The sequence below is a fragment of the Mesorhizobium sp. M0615 genome, assembly GCF_040320805.1.
In the GTDB taxonomy this organism is placed as follows: Bacteria; Pseudomonadota; Alphaproteobacteria; order Rhizobiales; family Rhizobiaceae; genus Mesorhizobium.
Genome location: NZ_JAMYQI010000002.1, coordinates 318,760 through 334,943 on the forward strand (window position 1 = coordinate 318,760; position 16,184 = coordinate 334,943).

A 16,184-nucleotide genomic window follows, 5' to 3' on the forward strand; every position below is an offset into this window, starting at 1 on the left:
ATATCCTCCGTTGGATATTCATATATTCCATCCCGTATATCACTTCAAGTTGCAGCGTTGGCCTCCCTCGCCGCCCGCGTCAGCAGCCGCTGGTAGAACAGGCCGATGCCGATCAGCACGGCGCCAAGACCGATGAAGGACAGCGCCCTGAGCACGCCTTCCAGTTCCGACATGTCGAACAGGAAGACTTTTACCACGGCAATCGCGATCAGCGCCGCCGAGGCGATGCGCAGCACCTGCGACTTCAGCCAGACGCCGGCGGTGAGCAGCACGACGCCAATGACCAGCCAGAGCGCCGAATAGGTGTAGGTCTCGAGCTGGCCGAGGCCGCTCCACAGGCCGATGAACTCGCCCTTGAACACGCGCCTGACCGACAGTGTGGCGTAGGCGAAGACAAGCAATGCCGCCACCACCGCCAGCATCTGCGCATACCATGGCGGCCGCTTGTCCCTGGCATAGAGCGCCAGCCCGCCGACAGCGATGGCCGGCAGGAGATAAGCCAGGAACAAGAGGTTGAACACCGGGATCTGGCCGGTCGATTCGTCGGTGAACAGCGGATTGAGCACCAGGAAATGCTGGAGGACGATGAAGGCGACCGAGAGCACGCCGGCAGCCATCGAGCCGTAGCGCAGCACAGAGCTTGGCGAGCGCATGTCGATGGCCACCAGTATCGCGCCGGCGCCGATGGCGATCAGCGTATAGATCGCCTGTTCGGCGAGCGTCACCGGGCCGGTGTCGATGACGCCGCCATGCATGGCGTGGCGCACCAGCATGGCGACGGTGAGCAGCGCAAACAGGGCTGCACCCGCCTCCATCGCTAGGCGCGGCCGGCCATTACCAGTTGTTGGTAGTGCGGGGGTGGTACGCGCGAGTTGCCAGGCGGCAAAGCCGAAGGCTAGCGCCGGTACGCCGTATCCCGGCAGCAGCCAGTTGAACACCCGCGTCGTCGTCAGGAACTCGGCGCCGACGATGGTCGGATCGAAGGCGACGCGGCCGAGCACGGCGACGACCGCGCCGACCGAAATCCAGCCCAGCACCGGATAAGAACGCCAACGCGTCGCCAGCGCCGGCACGATGGCGGCAACGCCGGCAAGCAACGTGGTCCAGCCGGAACCGAAGGCCATGTGCAGCATCAGGAGCCCGGCCAGAGCCGAGCCGCAAAGCGCGAAGGAGACGGCGACGTCGCCCTTGAGCGGCGGCTGTTCGGCGCGCGCAATCCATTCGCCGCCGGCGGCGAAGACGACGACCAGAAGGGCAGCTATCGCTGCGTAGACAAGGTCGCGGTCGGGATTGCCGTAGGCGAGCCACAGCGTCAGCAGAATAAGCAGCGGCGCAGCGACGCCCCATGCCGCCCAGCATGCCGCGCGGACCCGTGCTGAGGCGGCGAAGCGGCGTGCGGCCCAGAAGCCGGCGCCGATGAAAACCAGGCCGAGGGCAATGCCGATGCGCAGCGTCAACGGATTTCCGGCCGCCACCGGCATGCCGTCAAAGCCGATATTCCCCTGGGTTATGTCGGAGCCGATGGTGGTGGGCGGAATGATGCCGAGATGGATCATCACGCTCACCACGCCGGCGGCATGCAGCAGCGGCAGCGCGCGCGGCCGGTAGAGTGCGGTGGCGACAAGGGCGACGAGGACGAAGGCGCCCGGCAAGGCGCCACCGGCGGCGACCAGCGTCGTGTCGACGGACAGGCCTAGCGCTGAAAACGCAACGAAAACGCCTGGCACGATCGAGGGCCAGTCGAAGCCGGTCTTCGCCGTCTCCGCTTCGCTGTCACGTGTGCCCAGCCAGACAAAGGCAAGCACCGCCAGCGTCACCGCGTCGATGAACAGGATGACGGCAAGGTCGGCGACTAGCGTGCTCATCATGTAGACGATGGTCCAGGCGCCGGTGCCGAAGAAGGCCGCCGCAATCAGGAATTTCCAGTCGCGAATGCGGGCGATCACGGCTGTAGCGGCAAGCACGATCGCCAGGTAGACGAACAGCGCCCATGGGTTGGGCGCCTGCGAGGACACAAGCGCCGGCGTCGCCATCGAGCCGACGAGACCGATGCCGGCCAGGGCCTGGCCGTGGACGAGGGCGGCGGCAATGGTCGCCACGCCGATGGCGCCGAGCACGGTGAAGGCGAAGGCCGGCCCGACGAAACCGTAAATGGCATGCGCGGCATAGACCGTACCGAACAGGATGAAGGCGCCGGCAGCCGTCAGGATCGCCGGAATATAGGCGCCTGCAGCCCCTTGCACCGGCACCTTGAAGCCGGTGCGGCGGATGAACTCGCCGCCGCCGATCAGCACCAGGCCGAGCAGCGCCGCCAGGGACAGCCGCACTTCAGGGCCGAAAATGCCGGCCTCGATGGTGTAGCGGATCAGGAACAGGCCGCCCAGGGCCAGCGCGACGCCGCCGACCCAGACCGCCCAACGGGTGCCGAGCGCCGTTTCGACCTCTGACTGGCGGGCTGCCTTCGACGTGGCGGCAGGCGCGGATCCGGTGAATGCCGCCTTGGCCGCGGCCGACAGTTCTGGCACGGCCTCGCTGGTGGCCGCATCGGCTTCGGCGGCCGGTGCCTGGGCATGTGCCGCGTCTGCTGTTGTTGGCGAAGCTATGTCGGCAACTGGTGCGCTAGCGTGAGCGGCATCCGCCGGTGCGCTTGCAGCCTGCTCGGCCGGTTTGGCAACGGGCGGTGTCGCATGCACTCCGGACAGAACCAGGCTGCGCAGCGCTCCGAGCTCGCGCTCGATCAGACTGACGCGGCCCTGCTGGCGCAAGACGAGGACAAAAAGCACGATAACGACGACGGCGCCAATCAGGCTTTCAAACATGGCGGTTCCCCCAAACCAGGCCAGTTTTCACTGACAATTGCGGCGGCCACACGGCCACCCCAGACGGCTATTCAAGTCACGCCACCGCAATGGTGGCCGAAAAGAAGTTATCGAGCATGTTTCCTCGGCAAATTCCAGCGGCCTACGGTCTTTATCCTCACCCATCATCTGAGATAGCCAGGAATGGCATGCCGCCGCCACTTGCCCAGGAGCCATGCTATCCTCGGATGAACTACGAGGAAATCGAATGCCGAAACGAAGTGCAGGGCTGCTGATCCACCGGACAAGGGCCGGCATTCTCGAATTTCTGCTCGTCCATCCCGGCGGCCCGTTCTGGGCAAGGAAGGATGAAGGCGCTTGGTCGATCCCCAAGGGCCTCGTCGAGGACAATGAAGATGAGTTGGCCGCCGCCCGGCGCGAGGCTGGGGAAGAACTCGGAGTCAGCATCGATGGCGATTTCGAACCTGTCGGCAGCTATCGGCAAGCCGGCGGCAAGATCGTCATCGCCTGGAGTGTCGAAGCCGATTTCGATCCCGATGCCGTTAAAAGCAACATGTTCACGATGGAATGGCCGCCCAGGTCAGGCGTGACGAGGGAATTTCCCGAAATCGACAGGGCCGGCTGGTTTTCCTTCGCCGAGGCCAGCCTCAAGATCCTCGGCGGTCAGCGCGCCATCCTCGATGATTTCATGGAGCATCGCAAAGCCGGCTGAGGCTCTTGCCCTACGAGTACCCCCACCCTAACCCTCCCCACAAGGGGGAGGGAATGCTGCCGCATGCAGCTTTTGGTGTGAACCTGGACGGTTTGCGGAGGTCAGCACCCACCGAGTCTCCCTCCCCCTTCTGGCGCAGCGTCTGCCGTAAGGGCGGCCTTGCCGCCCGAATGATGCTTGCGCAAGGCGGCGAGGAAGCCGGCACGGGCATCGGGCTGTTCGATGCCGCGCGGCTCGTAGACATGGCGGGTGAAAAAGAAACCGGTCAGATGGAAGGCGTCCTCGAGTGCCGCGTGGTCCGCCCGCAAGCCGGAGCCGCGCCGCAGGAAGGCCGGCAGCGCCAGCATCTTGTCGCGCCATGGCGCGCCGGCCTGGCGCGAAACCGCGCGGCCGGATTTCGGCGAGACATAGGCCAGATCCTGCCTGGCGCCGGTCGCCGCGCACTGGCTGAGATCGAGGCCGAAGCCGAGTTCGTCGAGGATGAGCAGTTCGAAGCGCGCCACCAGTTCGCCGGCGGCATCCGAATCGTCCAGATGGGCGATCATCACGGCAAGCGTCTCATACAGGCTGCCATGGGCGTCGCGCTCCGGCAGGAGCCTGAGATGCGCGGCCATGGTCTGCAGGCCGTAGACGGCGACTGCGCTGTCCATCAACCGGGCGGCATTCATCTCGATCGCCTCGGCCTGGAAGGTGCCGAGATGCTCGTCGAGGCGTGCCCGCCACAAAAGGTCGACGCGGTTGCCGGGCTGCAGCACCGGCTGCTGCTTGCGCGAGCGCCCGCCGCGCACCAGGCCGAGATGGCGGCCATGCGCACGCGTCATTACCTCGAGAATGGCGCTGGTTTCGCCATGCTTGCGGGTGCCGAGTATGATTCCCTCGTCGCGCCATTCCATGGCAGGAGCTTGTCACCGGTTGCGTGGCTAAATCAAGATTTTGGCGCGCCGCGTGCGATCTGTGCTGACATTGGATCCCCACACATCGTCGAAAGGCTCTGATCACGCGAATTCCCGGTGATCGGCCAGGACGTCGTCGATGACGCGGCGCGATCGCTCGGCTTCGGCTTGGTTGGCGTCGTGTCCGGCAACCGTGATCAGCGCCTTCCACAGCGTCCAGCCGCGGCCGCGCGCCCAGATCGCTTCATCGACGTCGATGGCGGCGCGGAACGCCTCCCGGCTCTCGCCCTGGAAGAACGTCCAGGCGATCGCCAGGTCGCAAGAGGGATCGCCGATGCCTGAGGTGCCGAAGTCGATGATGGCGCTCAAACGGCCGTTTTGGACCAGAAGGTTGCCCCAGGCGACGTCGCCGTGAAACCAGACGGGCGACCCTTGCCAGGTGGCGGCAAGGGCCGCATCCCAGACAGCGGTGGCCGCCTGGGTGTCGATCTGCCCCTCCAGCGCCTGGAGTGCTTCCCTTGTCTGGTTGTCATACACGCTCGGCGTTCCGCCGCGGAAGAAATTGTGCTGGCCCGCGGGCGGCCCGCCCGCCGGATCGATCCGCCGGAGCGCAATGAGGAACTTAGCGAGATCGACCGCGAACTGTGGGCGATCGGCGATTTCGGCGGTCTTGGCTGTTTCGCCGTCGATCCAGCGGTAGACGGACCATTGCCAGGGGTAGTCCTCCCCAGGCTCGCCCATCGCCAGTGGATCCGGGATCGGCAGCGGCAGAAGCGGCGCCAGCCTGGGCAGCCAGCGGTGCTCTTTTTCGACCTGCAAGGAATATGGTGCGGCACTCGGCAGCCGCACAGTCATATCATTGCCGAGGTGGAAGGTTCGGTTGTCCCAGCCGCCAAACGCCACCGGCCTCACCGGCAGATGCCGCCATTGCGGAAATTGCGCGGCGATCAACCGGCGCACGAGATCGGTATCGATGGTCGGTTTTGGATCAGGCATGTCATCGTCTCAAACTGCCGGGCGGCATTTCTAGACGATGAAGCTCAATGGGGAAACTCAAGCCCCATCTCGCGGTAGCGCTCGGGGTCGTCGCCCCAGTTTTCACGCACTTTGACAAACAAGAACAGGTGCACTTTCTGCTCGAGAATGCCGGCTATTTCCATGCGCGCCGACTGGCCGATGGCACGGATCGTCTCGCCCTTGTGGCCGAGCACGATCTTCTTCTGGCTGTCGCGCTCGACATAGATGGTCTGGTCGATGCGTACCGAGCCATCCGGTTTCTCTTCCCATTTCTCGGTCTCGATATGCGAGGAATAGGGCAACTCCTGATGCAGCCGCAGATACAGTTTCTCGCGGGTGATCTCGGCCGCCAGCTGGCGCATCGGCAGGTCCGAGATCTGGTCTTCCGGATAGTACCAGGGGCCGACCGGCAGCGCTTGCGCGAGATAGTCGAGCAAATCCTTGCAGCCGGAGCCGGTCAGCGCCGAGACCATGAAGGTGCGCTTGAACGGCACCTTTTCGTTTGCTGCCGCGGCCAGGGCCAGCAGCGCCTCGTGCTTGACCCGGTCGACCTTGTTGAGGATCAGCACCATCGGCTGGCGGACGTCCTTCAGCCGCTCGAGGATGGCGTCGGCGTCGCCCCTGATGCCGCGCTCGGCATCGATCAGCAGCAGCACGATATCGGCGTCCTTGGCGCCACCCCAGGCGGTGGTCACCATCGCGGTGTCGAGCCGGCGCTTCGGCTTGAAGATGCCGGGCGTGTCGACAAAGACGATCTGCGCGTTGTCATGCGTGGCGATGCCGCGCACGATGGCGCGGGTGGTCTGCACCTTGTGAGTGACGATCGACACCTTGGCGCCGACCAATTGGTTGACCAGCGTCGACTTGCCGGCATTGGGCGCCCCGATCAGGGCAACGAAACCGGAATGCGTGGCCTCCGCTGCCGGAGGGAGATCTTCGCTGCCGGTCACGCCGCACTCCCTTGGTTGGCCCAGATGCCCTCGCGCATAAGAAACGTCGATGCCGCCGCTTCTTCGGCTGCGCGGCGAGAGCCGCCCGTGCCGCTTGCCGGCGCAAAACCGCCGACCTTCACGGACACCGTGAAAACCGGTTGATGTTCAGGTCCCTCGCGTTTCTCGATCGCGTATTCGGGCCTGACATCGCTGGTCTTGGCGATCCATTCCTGCAGGTCGGATTTCGGATTGGGCGGCTTGGCCACCACCTTTTGCGAGCGCGGCTCCCAGTAGCGCAGGACGAATTGCCTTGCCGCATCGAGGCCGCCATCGATATAGACCGCCGCGATCAGCGCTTCGACCGCATCCGCCAGATAATTTCCGCCCGAGCCGCGCGAGCGCGCCTTCAAGGCAGCGTCGGCCCGAACCAGATCTTCGAGCTGCATTTCAATGCCGATCTCGGAGCATGTCCGCGCATCGACCAGGGCATTGAAGCGCGGGGCGATTTCACCTTCCGGCGCCTCAGGAAACTTTTCGAAAAGCAGGTCGGCAACGATCAGGCCGAGCACGCGGTCGCCAAGGAATTCGAGGCGCTGGTTGTTGCTGCTCGCCTTGACCGCACTGGAATGGGTCAGCGCGGTCTCGAGCAAACGGACGTCCCGGAAGGAATGGCCGGTTTTGGCTGTCACCAAATCGGCCAGAGTTTCACCCGTCGGGCGCTTCAAAGCCATCAATTCACGAAATGGAACAGGCGCGACAGGCGCACGAGCGACGGCCATTTCCAGATCTCGAGGGGGCTCGCCTTCCCGGCGATCGAGAAGAAGACGATGTTGGCGCGGCCGACAAGGTTCTCCGCCGGCACGTAGCCGACGCTGAGGCGGCTGTCGGAGGAATTGTCGCGGTTGTCGCCCATCATGAAATAGTTGCCGGGGGGCACGACGAACTCGCGGGTGTTGTCGGTGATCGAATTCGGTGTCAGGTCGAGCGTGTCGTAGCTGACACCGTTGGGCAGGGTCTCGCGATAGACGTCGACCGGCTCAGGCACTTCCGTGATATCAGGATTTTGGATCTGGCCGGTTTTCACACGAGGCACGCCCTGGCCGTTGATGAACAATTGGCCGTCCTTCATCTGGATCTTGTCGCCGGGCAGGCCGACGACGCGCTTGATGTAGTCGAGCGACGGATCCGGCGGGAACTTGAAGACCACCACGTCGCCGCGCTTCGGATCGGAACCCCAGATGCGGCCGGAAAAGATGTCGGGGCCGAATGGCAGCGAATAACGCGAGAAACCATAGGACCATTTGGTGACGAACAGATAGTCGCCTTCGAGCAAGGTCGGCCGCATAGAGCCGGACGGAATCGAGAAGGGCTGGAACAACAAGGTGCGGATGACCATGGCCAGCAGCAAAGCCTGGATGATGACGCTGACGATTTCGCCAAGCCCGCCGGATTTCTTCTCGGATTTTTCAGCCACGCTCATGTCGTCCTCGATTGTGCGTTGGATGGTATAGAGTCTCGGCGCGCGCTGGGCAACGTCAAGTCGGCGTTAGATAGCGGTCGTCTGATGCAATCAATGTGGCGCTTGTTCGGCGGGCAACGCCTCGATGATCACAAAGGCTTGAGCAAGCGGGAAATCATCGGTGATTGTGAGGTGGATCGCCGCTCTGTGCCCGTGTGGCAGGATTTTGGCCAGCCGTGCCGCCGCTCCCCCGGTCAGCGCCATGGTCGGCGCGCCGCTGGGCAGGTTGGCGACCCCCATGTCGCGCCAGAACACGCCCTGCGCCAGGCCGGTGCCAAGCGCCTTGGCGCAGGCCTCCTTGGCGGCGAAGCGCTTGGCATAGGAGGCTGCGCGGCCCTTGCGGCCTTCCGAGCGGACCTGTTCGACCTCGGTGTAGATGCGCTGGATGAAGCGCTGACCATGCCGTTCCAGCGACTTTTCGATGCGTCTGATGTCGATCAGGTCGCTGCCGATGCCGATGATCATTCCGCCGGAACTTCCCGTCCGCGGTGCTCGGCCTTATGCGCCCGCTCTGCCATGCGCTTCCTGCGCTGCTCGCGAAAGGCTGTCATCCCCCAGCGGGTGATACCGTAGAAGATCAGCCCGAAGATCAGGCCGAGCGGCACAGCGCCGATCAGCATCGGCTCGAGCACCGGATGCCACAGTTTTGCAAACGACAGCGTGTGCATCATCTCACCAAGATGCGCAGGCGGTCCGTTCTTGGGCAGGCGTTCATGCAGGATCAGCTTGCCGACTTCCCAGGACGCTCCCCACAGCAGCGGGAAAGTCAGCGGATTGCCGAAGAATACCGCGCCGAGGGCGGCGGCCACCAGATTGCCGGCGACCACCCAGCAGAGCACGGCGGCGACGGCGAAATGGAAGCCGAGCGGAAAGAAGGAGGCGAAAACGCCGGCCGCGACGCCGGCCGCGACCGCATGCGGTGTCGCCTTCAGCCGCAGGATGCGCTTGGAGAAATATTGCAACGAGCGCGAAAACGAGCGGCGCGGCCACAGATAGGTACGCACCCGCTCCAGAATGCCATCAGGCTTTCGGCGTCGAAAAAGCACTCTGTTCCAGTTCCCGGTTCGTCACGCCCAAATTGCAACCATCCCTGGCCGGGCGCGGTCGCTCCATCTTGCGCTTCGAGGGCGCAGAAAGGCAACAACGACTTTGATATAGCGACTGCCTTGCGGCGGAACAATGAAACGCCGCCGCGATGGTCTGCCGCAGGCGGGTAACGATGGTCTGCCGCAGGCGGGTAACAAGAGCGCCATTGGGGCGAAACTGAGGACAATATCGATGAAAGCTCCCTGACGACGGCAATGTCCGCGCGAAGACGACGCCGAGGCGGATAGACTATTCCCGATATTCGCTGACTTCGACCAAATTGCTGTCCGGATCGCGGAAATAGACCGACATCATCTTACCGCGGGCGCCGGTGCGCTCGACCGGGCCGACTTCGATGGCAACGCCGTTGGCTTCCAGACTGGCGCAAATCTCGGCAAGCGGCCTTGCGGCGATCAGGCAGAAATCGCCGGACCCAGGCATCGGCGTCTTGGCTTTCGGTTCGAAAGTGTGCGTTGCCTGATGCAGATTGATCTTCTGCGATCCGAACAGCAACCCCGTCGGCCGGTTCGGCTCGTCGAGGCGCTTGAGGCCAAGCACCCGCTGGTAGAAGGCGCAGCTGTCCTCCACCGAGCGGACCGTCAGCACGAAATGATCGATGCCGGCGATCATGGTGATGTCCCCTAAATGTTGCGGCTACCCGGCTTGATCGCCGGGATGGCGGCAAGTTCCGGCGGCAGGCGGTCGGCGGGATAGGCCGGCACCTCATATTCGGCAAGCGCGATCAGCGGCACGCCGACATTGGTCTTGCCGGCCGAGCGGTCGATGATGCAGGCCGCCGCCACGACCTCGGCGCCAATCGCGCGCAGGCAGTCGATGGTTTCGCGGATCGAAAGACCAGTGGTGACGATGTCCTCGACGATGACGACGCGCGATCCCGGCGCGATCTCAAAGCGGCGCAGCCTGAACTCGCCGCCTTCGCGCTCCACCCAGATTGCTGGCACACCGAGATGGCGCGACGTCTCATAGGCCGGGATCAGGCCGCCGATCGCCGGGCCGACGACGTAGTCGACCTTGCCCGGCACCGCCTTGCGGATCTTTTCGGCCAGCGCCTTGCAAAGCCGCTCGGTCTTGTCGGCATGCATGAAGACGCGCGCCTTCTGCAGGAAGACCGGGCTGCGCAGACCCGACGTCAGGATGAAATGTCCCTCCAGAACAGCGCCTGCCTCGCGGAAAATGCCCAGAACTTCGTCGGTATTCATAACTCGCCCCATGTCCATGGTGAATGGTGAATGGTGAATGGTAGTGAGAACGCCTTCTTTCACTATTCACTATTCACTATTCACTATTCACTATTCACTATTCACCCATTCACACGCCGCGCATCGCTGACGCTCGAATTATCCTTGAGCTGCGACAGCAGCCGGTTGAGGTGCTTCAGATCCCAGACTTCGAGATCGATCAGCATTTCGGTGAAGTCGGGCGCGGTGCGCACCATCGACAGCGTATGAATGTTGGCGTCGTTGGAGGCAACGACCTGGGCGATGTCGGCGAGCGAGCCCGGCGCGTTGATGGCGGTGACCGAGACGCGCGCCGGAAAGCGCTCCTTGGTCTGCTCGTCAATGTCCCAGCGCACGTCGATCCAGCGCTCCGGCTGGTCGTCGAAGGCCTGCAGCGCCGGCGACTGGATGGGATAGATGGTGATGCCGGTGCCCGGCTGGACAATGCCGACGATGCGGTCGCCAGGCACGGCCCCTTCCGGCGCGAAACGCACCGGCAGGTCGCCGCGCACGCCGCGGATCGGCACCGCGCCATCGCGCGGCTGGTCCTTGTCCTTGCGCGCGGCTCGTGTGCCGGGCATCTGGAACAGCATGCCGGCGGCGTTGCGGATCTTCGACCAGCCCTCCTCGCGCTGCTTGGGGGCGCTGACGGTGACGCGCTCGTCCTTGTAGTCTGGGAAGACGGCCTTCATGACGTCGGTCGAGGCAAGTTCGCCGCGCCCGACCGAGGCCAGCACATCCTCGATGTCCTTGCGCGCCAGCCGGTGCAGCACCGGCTTCAGGCTTTCCTTGGTGAAGGTCTTGCCGGCGCGTTCGAAGGCGCGCTCGAGAATGCGGGCACCAAGACCTGAATATTGCTTGCGAATGGCGTTCTTGGTGGCGCGGCGGATGGCTGAACGCGCCTTGCCGGTGACCACCACCGACTCCCACGCCGCCGGCGGCACTTGCGCCTTGGAGCGGATGATCTCGACCTCGTCGCCGTTCTTCAGTTCCGTCATTAGCGGCATGATGCGGCCGTTGACCTTGGCACCGACGCAGGTGTCGCCGACATCGGTGTGCACGGCATAGGCGAAGTCGATGGGCGTGGCGCCGCGCGGCAGCGCAATCAGCATGCCTTTCGGCGTGAAGCAGAATACCTGGTCCTGGAACAGCTCCAGCTTGGTATTTTCGAGGAAGTCTTCCGGGTTGTCGCCTTCTGCCAGTTGCTCGATGGTGCGCCGCAGCCAGGCATAGGCGTTGGTCTCCTTCGAGATCGCATGGGCGGCGCCGTTCGTCTTGCCGCCGGTGTCCTTGTAGATCGAATGGGCGGCGACGCCATATTCGGCGATCTTGTTCATCTCGCGGGTGCGGATCTGCAGTTCGACGCGCTGGCGCGACGGGCCGACAATGGTGGTGTGGATCGAACGGTAGTCGTTCTGCTTGGGCGTAGAAATGTAGTCCTTGAAGCGGCCAGGCACCATCGACCATGTGGTGTGGATGGCGCCGAGCGCGCGGTAACAGTCTTCGACGCTGTCGACGACGACGCGGAAGCCGAAGATGTCCGAGAGCTGCTCGAAGGACAGCGCCTTGGCCTCCATCTTGCGGAACACCGACCACGGCTTCTTCTGCCGGCTCTTCACCCCGGCATTGATGGCATGCTTCTCGAACAGCGCCGACAGCGCCTTTTCGATGTCGGTCAGCACACCCTTGTTGCGCTCGAATATCTCGGCAAGCCGCGCGGTGACGGCGCGGTAGGCTTCCGGATTGATGAAGCGGAAGGCGATCTCTTCCAGCTCCTCACGCATGCCTTGCATGCCCATGCGCCCGGCCAGCGGCGCGTAGATGTCCATCGTCTCCTCGGCGATGCGCAGGCGCTTGGCCTCGGGCATGTGGTCGAGGGTGCGCATGTTGTGCAGCCGGTCGGCGAGCTTGACCAGCAGAACGCGGACATCCTCCGAGATGGCCAGCAACAGCTTGCGCAGGTTTTCCGCCTGCTCGGCCTTCTTGGAGACGAGATCGAGCTTCTTCAGCTTGGTCAGGCCTTCGACCAGCTTGCCCATTTCGGGGCCGAACAGATCGTCAATCTCGGCCCTCGTCGCGGTGGTGTCCTCGATCGTGTCGTGCAGCAAGGCGACAGCGATCGTCGCCTCATCCATGTGCATTTCGGTGAGGATGGCGGCGACTTCGAGCGGATGCGAGAAATAGGGATCGCCGGAAGCGCGCTTCTGGTGGCCATGCTTCTGCATGGCGTAGACATAGGCCTTGTTGAGCAACGCCTCATTGACGTCAGGCTTGTAGCGCGCAACGCGCTCGACAAGCTCATACTGACGCATCATGGGCGGGTTCTCACGGTGCTGAAATGATTGATGCGCCGCACTGATGTACGGCGCATCTCATAGATAGCCACCAAACACACGGGACGGAAGTGCCGGAACCATATTCCCGGCAGGTCCAGGGCAGCGATTAGTAGTCGTCGCTCTTTTCCGGGGGAACCAGGCCCTCGATGCCGGCCAAAAGGTCTTCCTCGGTCATGCGATCGAAGGTGACGTTTTCTTCCGCGTCGTCGGCGTCGGTAGCTGCAACTGCGTTGCCGGTCTGGTCGGCGATCGCCTCGCCGTCGGCCTCGGGCTCGTCAACCTCGACATGCTTCTGCAGCGAGTGGATCAGATCTTCCTTGAGGTCGTCGGGCGACAGCGTCTCGTCGGCGATCTCGCGCAGCGCCACGACCGGGTTCTTGTCGTTGTCGCGCGGCACGGTGATCGGCGCGCCCTGGCTGATCTGGCGGGCGCGATGGCCGGCAAGCAGCACGAGCTCGAAGCGGTTGTCGACCTTGTCGATGCAGTCTTCAACGGTTACGCGGGCCATTGATTGCCCCTTTCATGCCTGGATTTGATGGAAAACAGGCGCGGTCCATAACCCGAACGCCGCCAAAATACAAGCATTATGGCTCTGTGGCCCCATGGGCTGGCGAATGCCAGCTTCTGGCGCCGCTGAATGCCTTGCCGGCGAAGCCCGCCTACCGGGCGACGACACGGCTCCGATCACAATTGCTTGCAGTGCGCCCCGGCACCCTTGGATTGCCGTAAAACTGGCGCTATCTCGGTTGACGAAAGGTCAGCCGGTTTATTTACGAGCCGAGCGATATAAACGACCCATTTCGATTAGTCCGCCACCTATTTCGAAAAAGGAATATTGCCATGTTCGACCCCCGTGAAAAAATCGCTCTTTTCATAGACGGCGCCAATCTCTACGCCACCTCGCGCGCACTCGGCTTCGACATAGACTACCGCAAACTGCTGTCCAGCTTCCAGAAGCGCGGCTATTTGCTGCGGGCCTATTACTACACCGCTCTGGTCGAGGATCAGGAATACTCTTCGATCCGTCCCCTGATCGACTGGCTCGACTATAATGGCTTCAAGGTGGTGACCAAGCCGGCCAAGGAGTTCACCGACTCGACCGGCCGCCGCAAGATCAAGGGCAATATGGACATCGAACTGACCGTCGATGCGCTCGAACTTGCCGATGTCGTCGACCACTATGTCATCTTCTCCGGCGACGGCGATTTCCGCACACTGGTCGAAGCGCTGCAGCGGCGCGGCCGCAAGGTCTCGATCGTCTCCACCATGGCCTCGCAACCACCGATGATCTCGGACGATCTGCGCCGCCAGGCCGACCATTTCATCGATTTGACCTCGCTGAAGAACGAGGTCGGCCGCGATCCCTCCGAGCGACCGGTGCGCAGGCCCGAGCCGGCCGAGGTCGAAGAGGAAGACTATTGACGGCGGCGGCCTTGGTCGCCGAACCCGACCGCGACTGCCCGCTCTGCCCGCGCCTGCATGATTTCATCGCAGACTGGCGGCAGCGCGAGCCGTCGTGGTTCAACGCGCCGGTGCCGACCTTCCTGCCGCCTGATGGCGAGGACGCCGTCGAACTGCTGATCGTCGGGCTGGCGCCCGGCCTGCGCGGCGCCAACCGCACCGGCCGACCGTTCACCGGCGACTATGCCGGCGACCTGCTCTACTCAACGATGATCGCTCACGGTCTTGCCCGCGGCGAGTTCAAGGCGCGGCCGGATGACGGGCTCGAACTGATCGGCACCGCGATCACCAATGCGGTGCGCTGCGTGCCGCCGGAGAACAAGCCGGTCGGCGCCGAGATCGCCACTTGCCGCAGCTTTCTGGTGCCGACGATCGCGCGCTTTCCCAGATTGCGCGCCGTGCTGGCGCTGGGCTCGATCGCCCACCAGTCGACCGTCAGGGCGCTCGGTCAGCGCCTCGCTGCCTATCCGTTCAAGCACGGCGGTCAGTTGCCGGCCGGCGGCGTCACGCTGTTTTCCAGCTATCACTGCTCGCGCTACAACACCAACACTGGGGTGCTGACCGAAGCGATGTTCGTCAAGGTATTCAGCGACATCGCCGCCTTCCTGCGGAAGTAGCGTCCTTCAAACCATCCAGCACGATCTTGCCCTTGGCTTGCCCGGGCGCGGATGACGAAGCTTGCCGAAAGGCGGGCATGACGAGACAGGCGCTCTCCAAAGCCTTGAGCGGCGACGGGAACCCGGAATTGCGACAATCATGAAAGTCCTGGAAGCGCTCGGTCTGAAACCGACCTTCGTTAGCGCGCAGACTGGCCGGAACGCTGGGTAGGGCCGATCAGCGCCGCGATGTTTGGTTCCAATCTCGCGCCGGTCGAGCACGCCAGGTCAAGGCGCGGCAAACAACTCAGCCAGCTTCTCCTGCCCGCCCTTCAGCACATTCAGATCGACATCGCCGGTGATGCCGTCGACGCGGCCCATATTGTGGTACTGCCAGTAGATCCAGTCGTTGCGACCTGGCTCCAGGAGCAACGAGCGACGCCAGAGCGGGCGAACGTCGATTTTCCCGGCATAGGCGTCCTCGGCCTCGTCGGTCAGGTAGATGATCGCCGGCTTGCCGAACGCAGCTTCAACCGGTCCGAGGAAGGCCTGGAGTTCCGCGCTCAGCTGCTCCGGCGACGGGCGTTGCGGGCAGTTGCCGCCGAATTCGATGTCGACGACCGGTGGCAGCAGCGGCTGGTCGTGCGGCACCACCGCGATGAAATTTTTCGCCTGGTCGGCGCCCGGCCGGCAGAAGGTGAAGAAGTGATAGGCGCCGACGGCGAGGCCCGCCGCGCGCGCCTCGCGCAGATTCTTGGCGAAGGCATCGTCGACATGGTCGCCGCCCTCGGTCGCCTTGATGACCGCGAAGGCGACATCGTCGGCGGCAACGCGCCGCCAGTCGATCTCACCCTGATGATGGGAAACGTCGATACCCCTGACCGGATAGCTGTCACGATCCGGCGAGAAGGCCCGGAAATAGAAGAAGCCGCCTGCCCCGACAAGACCCGCAAAGACCAGACTGGCCGCACCCCAGAGGATGATCCGGTTCTTCAAGCCTTCCCCCATCGTGTTTTGCTGCTGCAGCTGTTCGAAACCTGAAAGCCGACGTCTGGCTTTTCTGGGACTGCCCGAGGTTCTAGCCGCGTTCCTTCATGAGCCGGCCCTTTTCGCGCGACCAGTCGCGCTGCTTTTCGCTCTCGCGCTTGTCGTGCAGTTTCTTGCCGCGGCCGACGGCGAGCAGCAGCTTGGCACGGCCCTGGTCGTTGAAGTAGATTTTCAGCGGCACCAGCGTCATGCCTTCGCGGTCGATGCTCTGCGCCAGTTTTGCCATCTCGCGCTTGTTGAGCAGCAGCTTGCGACGCCGCCTGGGCTCGTGGTTGAAGCGGTTGGCCTGCAGGTATTCCGGCAGATAGGAATTGATCAGCCAGATCTCGCCACCCTCGACCGAGGCGTAGCTGTCCTGGATGTTGGCCTGGCCCTGGCGCAGCGACTTGACCTCGGTGCCGGTCAGCACCAGGCCGGCCTCGACCGTGTCGAGCACCTCATAGGAAAACCGCGCCTTGCGGTTTTCCGCAACGGTTTTGTTGTTTGGATCGGCTTTTCTGACCTGGTTCATGATGTGGAGAGGTGGCG

At 63.6% G+C, this 16,184-nt stretch carries 17 protein-coding genes; 3 read left to right on the forward strand and 14 right to left on the reverse strand.

Annotated elements, in window-relative coordinates; all coding sequences use genetic code 11:
* Positions 1-44 precede the first annotated feature (44 nt).
* On the reverse strand, positions 45-2,819 hold the full coding sequence (locus NKI46_RS04355) for a DUF2339 domain-containing protein (RefSeq protein WP_023738569.1): 2,775 nt from the start codon (positions 2,817-2,819) through the stop codon (positions 45-47).
* 247 nt (positions 2,820-3,066) lie between these two features.
* Between NKI46_RS04355 and NKI46_RS04360 the strand changes: the two genes are divergently transcribed.
* Complete coding sequence (locus tag NKI46_RS04360) at positions 3,067-3,531, forward strand: NUDIX hydrolase (RefSeq protein ID WP_023670246.1); 465 nt, start codon at positions 3,067-3,069, stop codon at positions 3,529-3,531.
* A gap of 101 nt (positions 3,532-3,632) precedes the next feature.
* Here the strand turns inward: NKI46_RS04360 and recO are convergent, their stop codons facing one another.
* The 11 genes from recO to rpoZ form a co-directional block, all read right to left on the reverse strand.
* The gene (recO, locus tag NKI46_RS04365; RefSeq protein ID WP_023738568.1) at positions 3,633-4,424 is read right to left on the reverse strand and encodes a DNA repair protein RecO; all 792 of its coding nucleotides are present in this window, start codon (positions 4,422-4,424) and stop codon (positions 3,633-3,635) included.
* A 102-nt stretch (positions 4,425-4,526) separates the two neighbouring features.
* The gene (locus NKI46_RS04370; RefSeq protein ID WP_352744912.1) at positions 4,527-5,420 is read right to left on the reverse strand and encodes an aminoglycoside phosphotransferase family protein; all 894 of its coding nucleotides are present in this window, start codon (positions 5,418-5,420) and stop codon (positions 4,527-4,529) included.
* 44 nt (positions 5,421-5,464) lie between these two features.
* The gene (gene era, locus NKI46_RS04375; protein WP_023670243.1) at positions 5,465-6,391 is read right to left on the reverse strand and encodes a GTPase Era; all 927 of its coding nucleotides are present in this window, start codon (positions 6,389-6,391) and stop codon (positions 5,465-5,467) included.
* Positions 6,388-7,104 (reverse strand): ribonuclease III, encoded by a 717-nt coding sequence (gene rnc, locus NKI46_RS04380; protein ID WP_023738566.1) that lies wholly within the window; start codon positions 7,102-7,104, stop codon positions 6,388-6,390. Before rnc ends, era begins: the two co-directional genes overlap by 4 nt.
* Positions 7,104-7,853 (reverse strand): signal peptidase I, encoded by a 750-nt coding sequence (gene lepB, locus NKI46_RS04385; RefSeq protein ID WP_023670241.1) that lies wholly within the window; start codon positions 7,851-7,853, stop codon positions 7,104-7,106. Before lepB ends, rnc begins: the two co-directional genes overlap by 1 nt.
* A gap of 90 nt (positions 7,854-7,943) precedes the next feature.
* Positions 7,944-8,357, reverse strand: coding sequence for a holo-ACP synthase (acpS, locus tag NKI46_RS04390; RefSeq protein WP_023738565.1), 414 nt, complete (start codon positions 8,355-8,357; stop codon positions 7,944-7,946).
* Entirely contained in the window at positions 8,354-8,938 is a 585-nt protein-coding gene (locus tag NKI46_RS04395; RefSeq protein ID WP_023709783.1) for a DUF2062 domain-containing protein, read from the reverse strand. The genes acpS and NKI46_RS04395 overlap by 4 nt, the downstream gene beginning before the upstream one ends.
* Positions 8,939-9,227: 289 nt before the next feature.
* Positions 9,228-9,608, reverse strand: a complete 381-nt coding sequence (locus NKI46_RS04400; RefSeq protein WP_023702681.1) for a VOC family protein — start codon at positions 9,606-9,608, stop codon at positions 9,228-9,230.
* 11 nt (positions 9,609-9,619) lie between these two features.
* Positions 9,620-10,198 (reverse strand): orotate phosphoribosyltransferase, encoded by a 579-nt coding sequence (pyrE, locus tag NKI46_RS04405; RefSeq protein WP_023670237.1) that lies wholly within the window; start codon positions 10,196-10,198, stop codon positions 9,620-9,622.
* Positions 10,199-10,299: 101 nt separating this feature from the next.
* On the reverse strand, positions 10,300-12,531 hold the full coding sequence (locus NKI46_RS04410; protein WP_023670236.1) for a RelA/SpoT family protein: 2,232 nt from the start codon (positions 12,529-12,531) through the stop codon (positions 10,300-10,302).
* 127 nt (positions 12,532-12,658) lie between these two features.
* Positions 12,659-13,060, reverse strand: coding sequence for a DNA-directed RNA polymerase subunit omega (gene rpoZ / locus NKI46_RS04415; protein WP_023670235.1), 402 nt, complete (start codon positions 13,058-13,060; stop codon positions 12,659-12,661).
* 332 nt (positions 13,061-13,392) lie between these two features.
* Between rpoZ and NKI46_RS04420 the strand changes: the two genes are divergently transcribed.
* Together NKI46_RS04420 and NKI46_RS04425 are read left to right on the forward strand one after the other, a co-directional pair.
* Positions 13,393-13,974, forward strand: coding sequence for a LabA-like NYN domain-containing protein (locus NKI46_RS04420; protein ID WP_023670234.1), 582 nt, complete (start codon positions 13,393-13,395; stop codon positions 13,972-13,974).
* Complete coding sequence (locus NKI46_RS04425; protein WP_352744917.1) at positions 13,971-14,630, forward strand: uracil-DNA glycosylase; 660 nt, start codon at positions 13,971-13,973, stop codon at positions 14,628-14,630. Before NKI46_RS04420 ends, NKI46_RS04425 begins: the two co-directional genes overlap by 4 nt.
* 267 nt (positions 14,631-14,897) lie before the next feature.
* On the opposite strand, the gene NKI46_RS04430 is transcribed toward NKI46_RS04425, so the two are convergent.
* Both NKI46_RS04430 and smpB read right to left on the reverse strand, forming a co-directional pair.
* Positions 14,898-15,617: a glycoside hydrolase family 25 protein gene (locus NKI46_RS04430; RefSeq protein ID WP_352744920.1), complete on the reverse strand. Its 720-nt coding sequence runs from the start codon at positions 15,615-15,617 to the stop codon at positions 14,898-14,900.
* Between the two features lie 70 nt (positions 15,618-15,687).
* The gene (gene smpB / locus NKI46_RS04435; protein WP_023687280.1) at positions 15,688-16,167 is read right to left on the reverse strand and encodes an SsrA-binding protein SmpB; all 480 of its coding nucleotides are present in this window, start codon (positions 16,165-16,167) and stop codon (positions 15,688-15,690) included.
* Between the last annotated feature and the right edge of the window lie 17 nt (positions 16,168-16,184).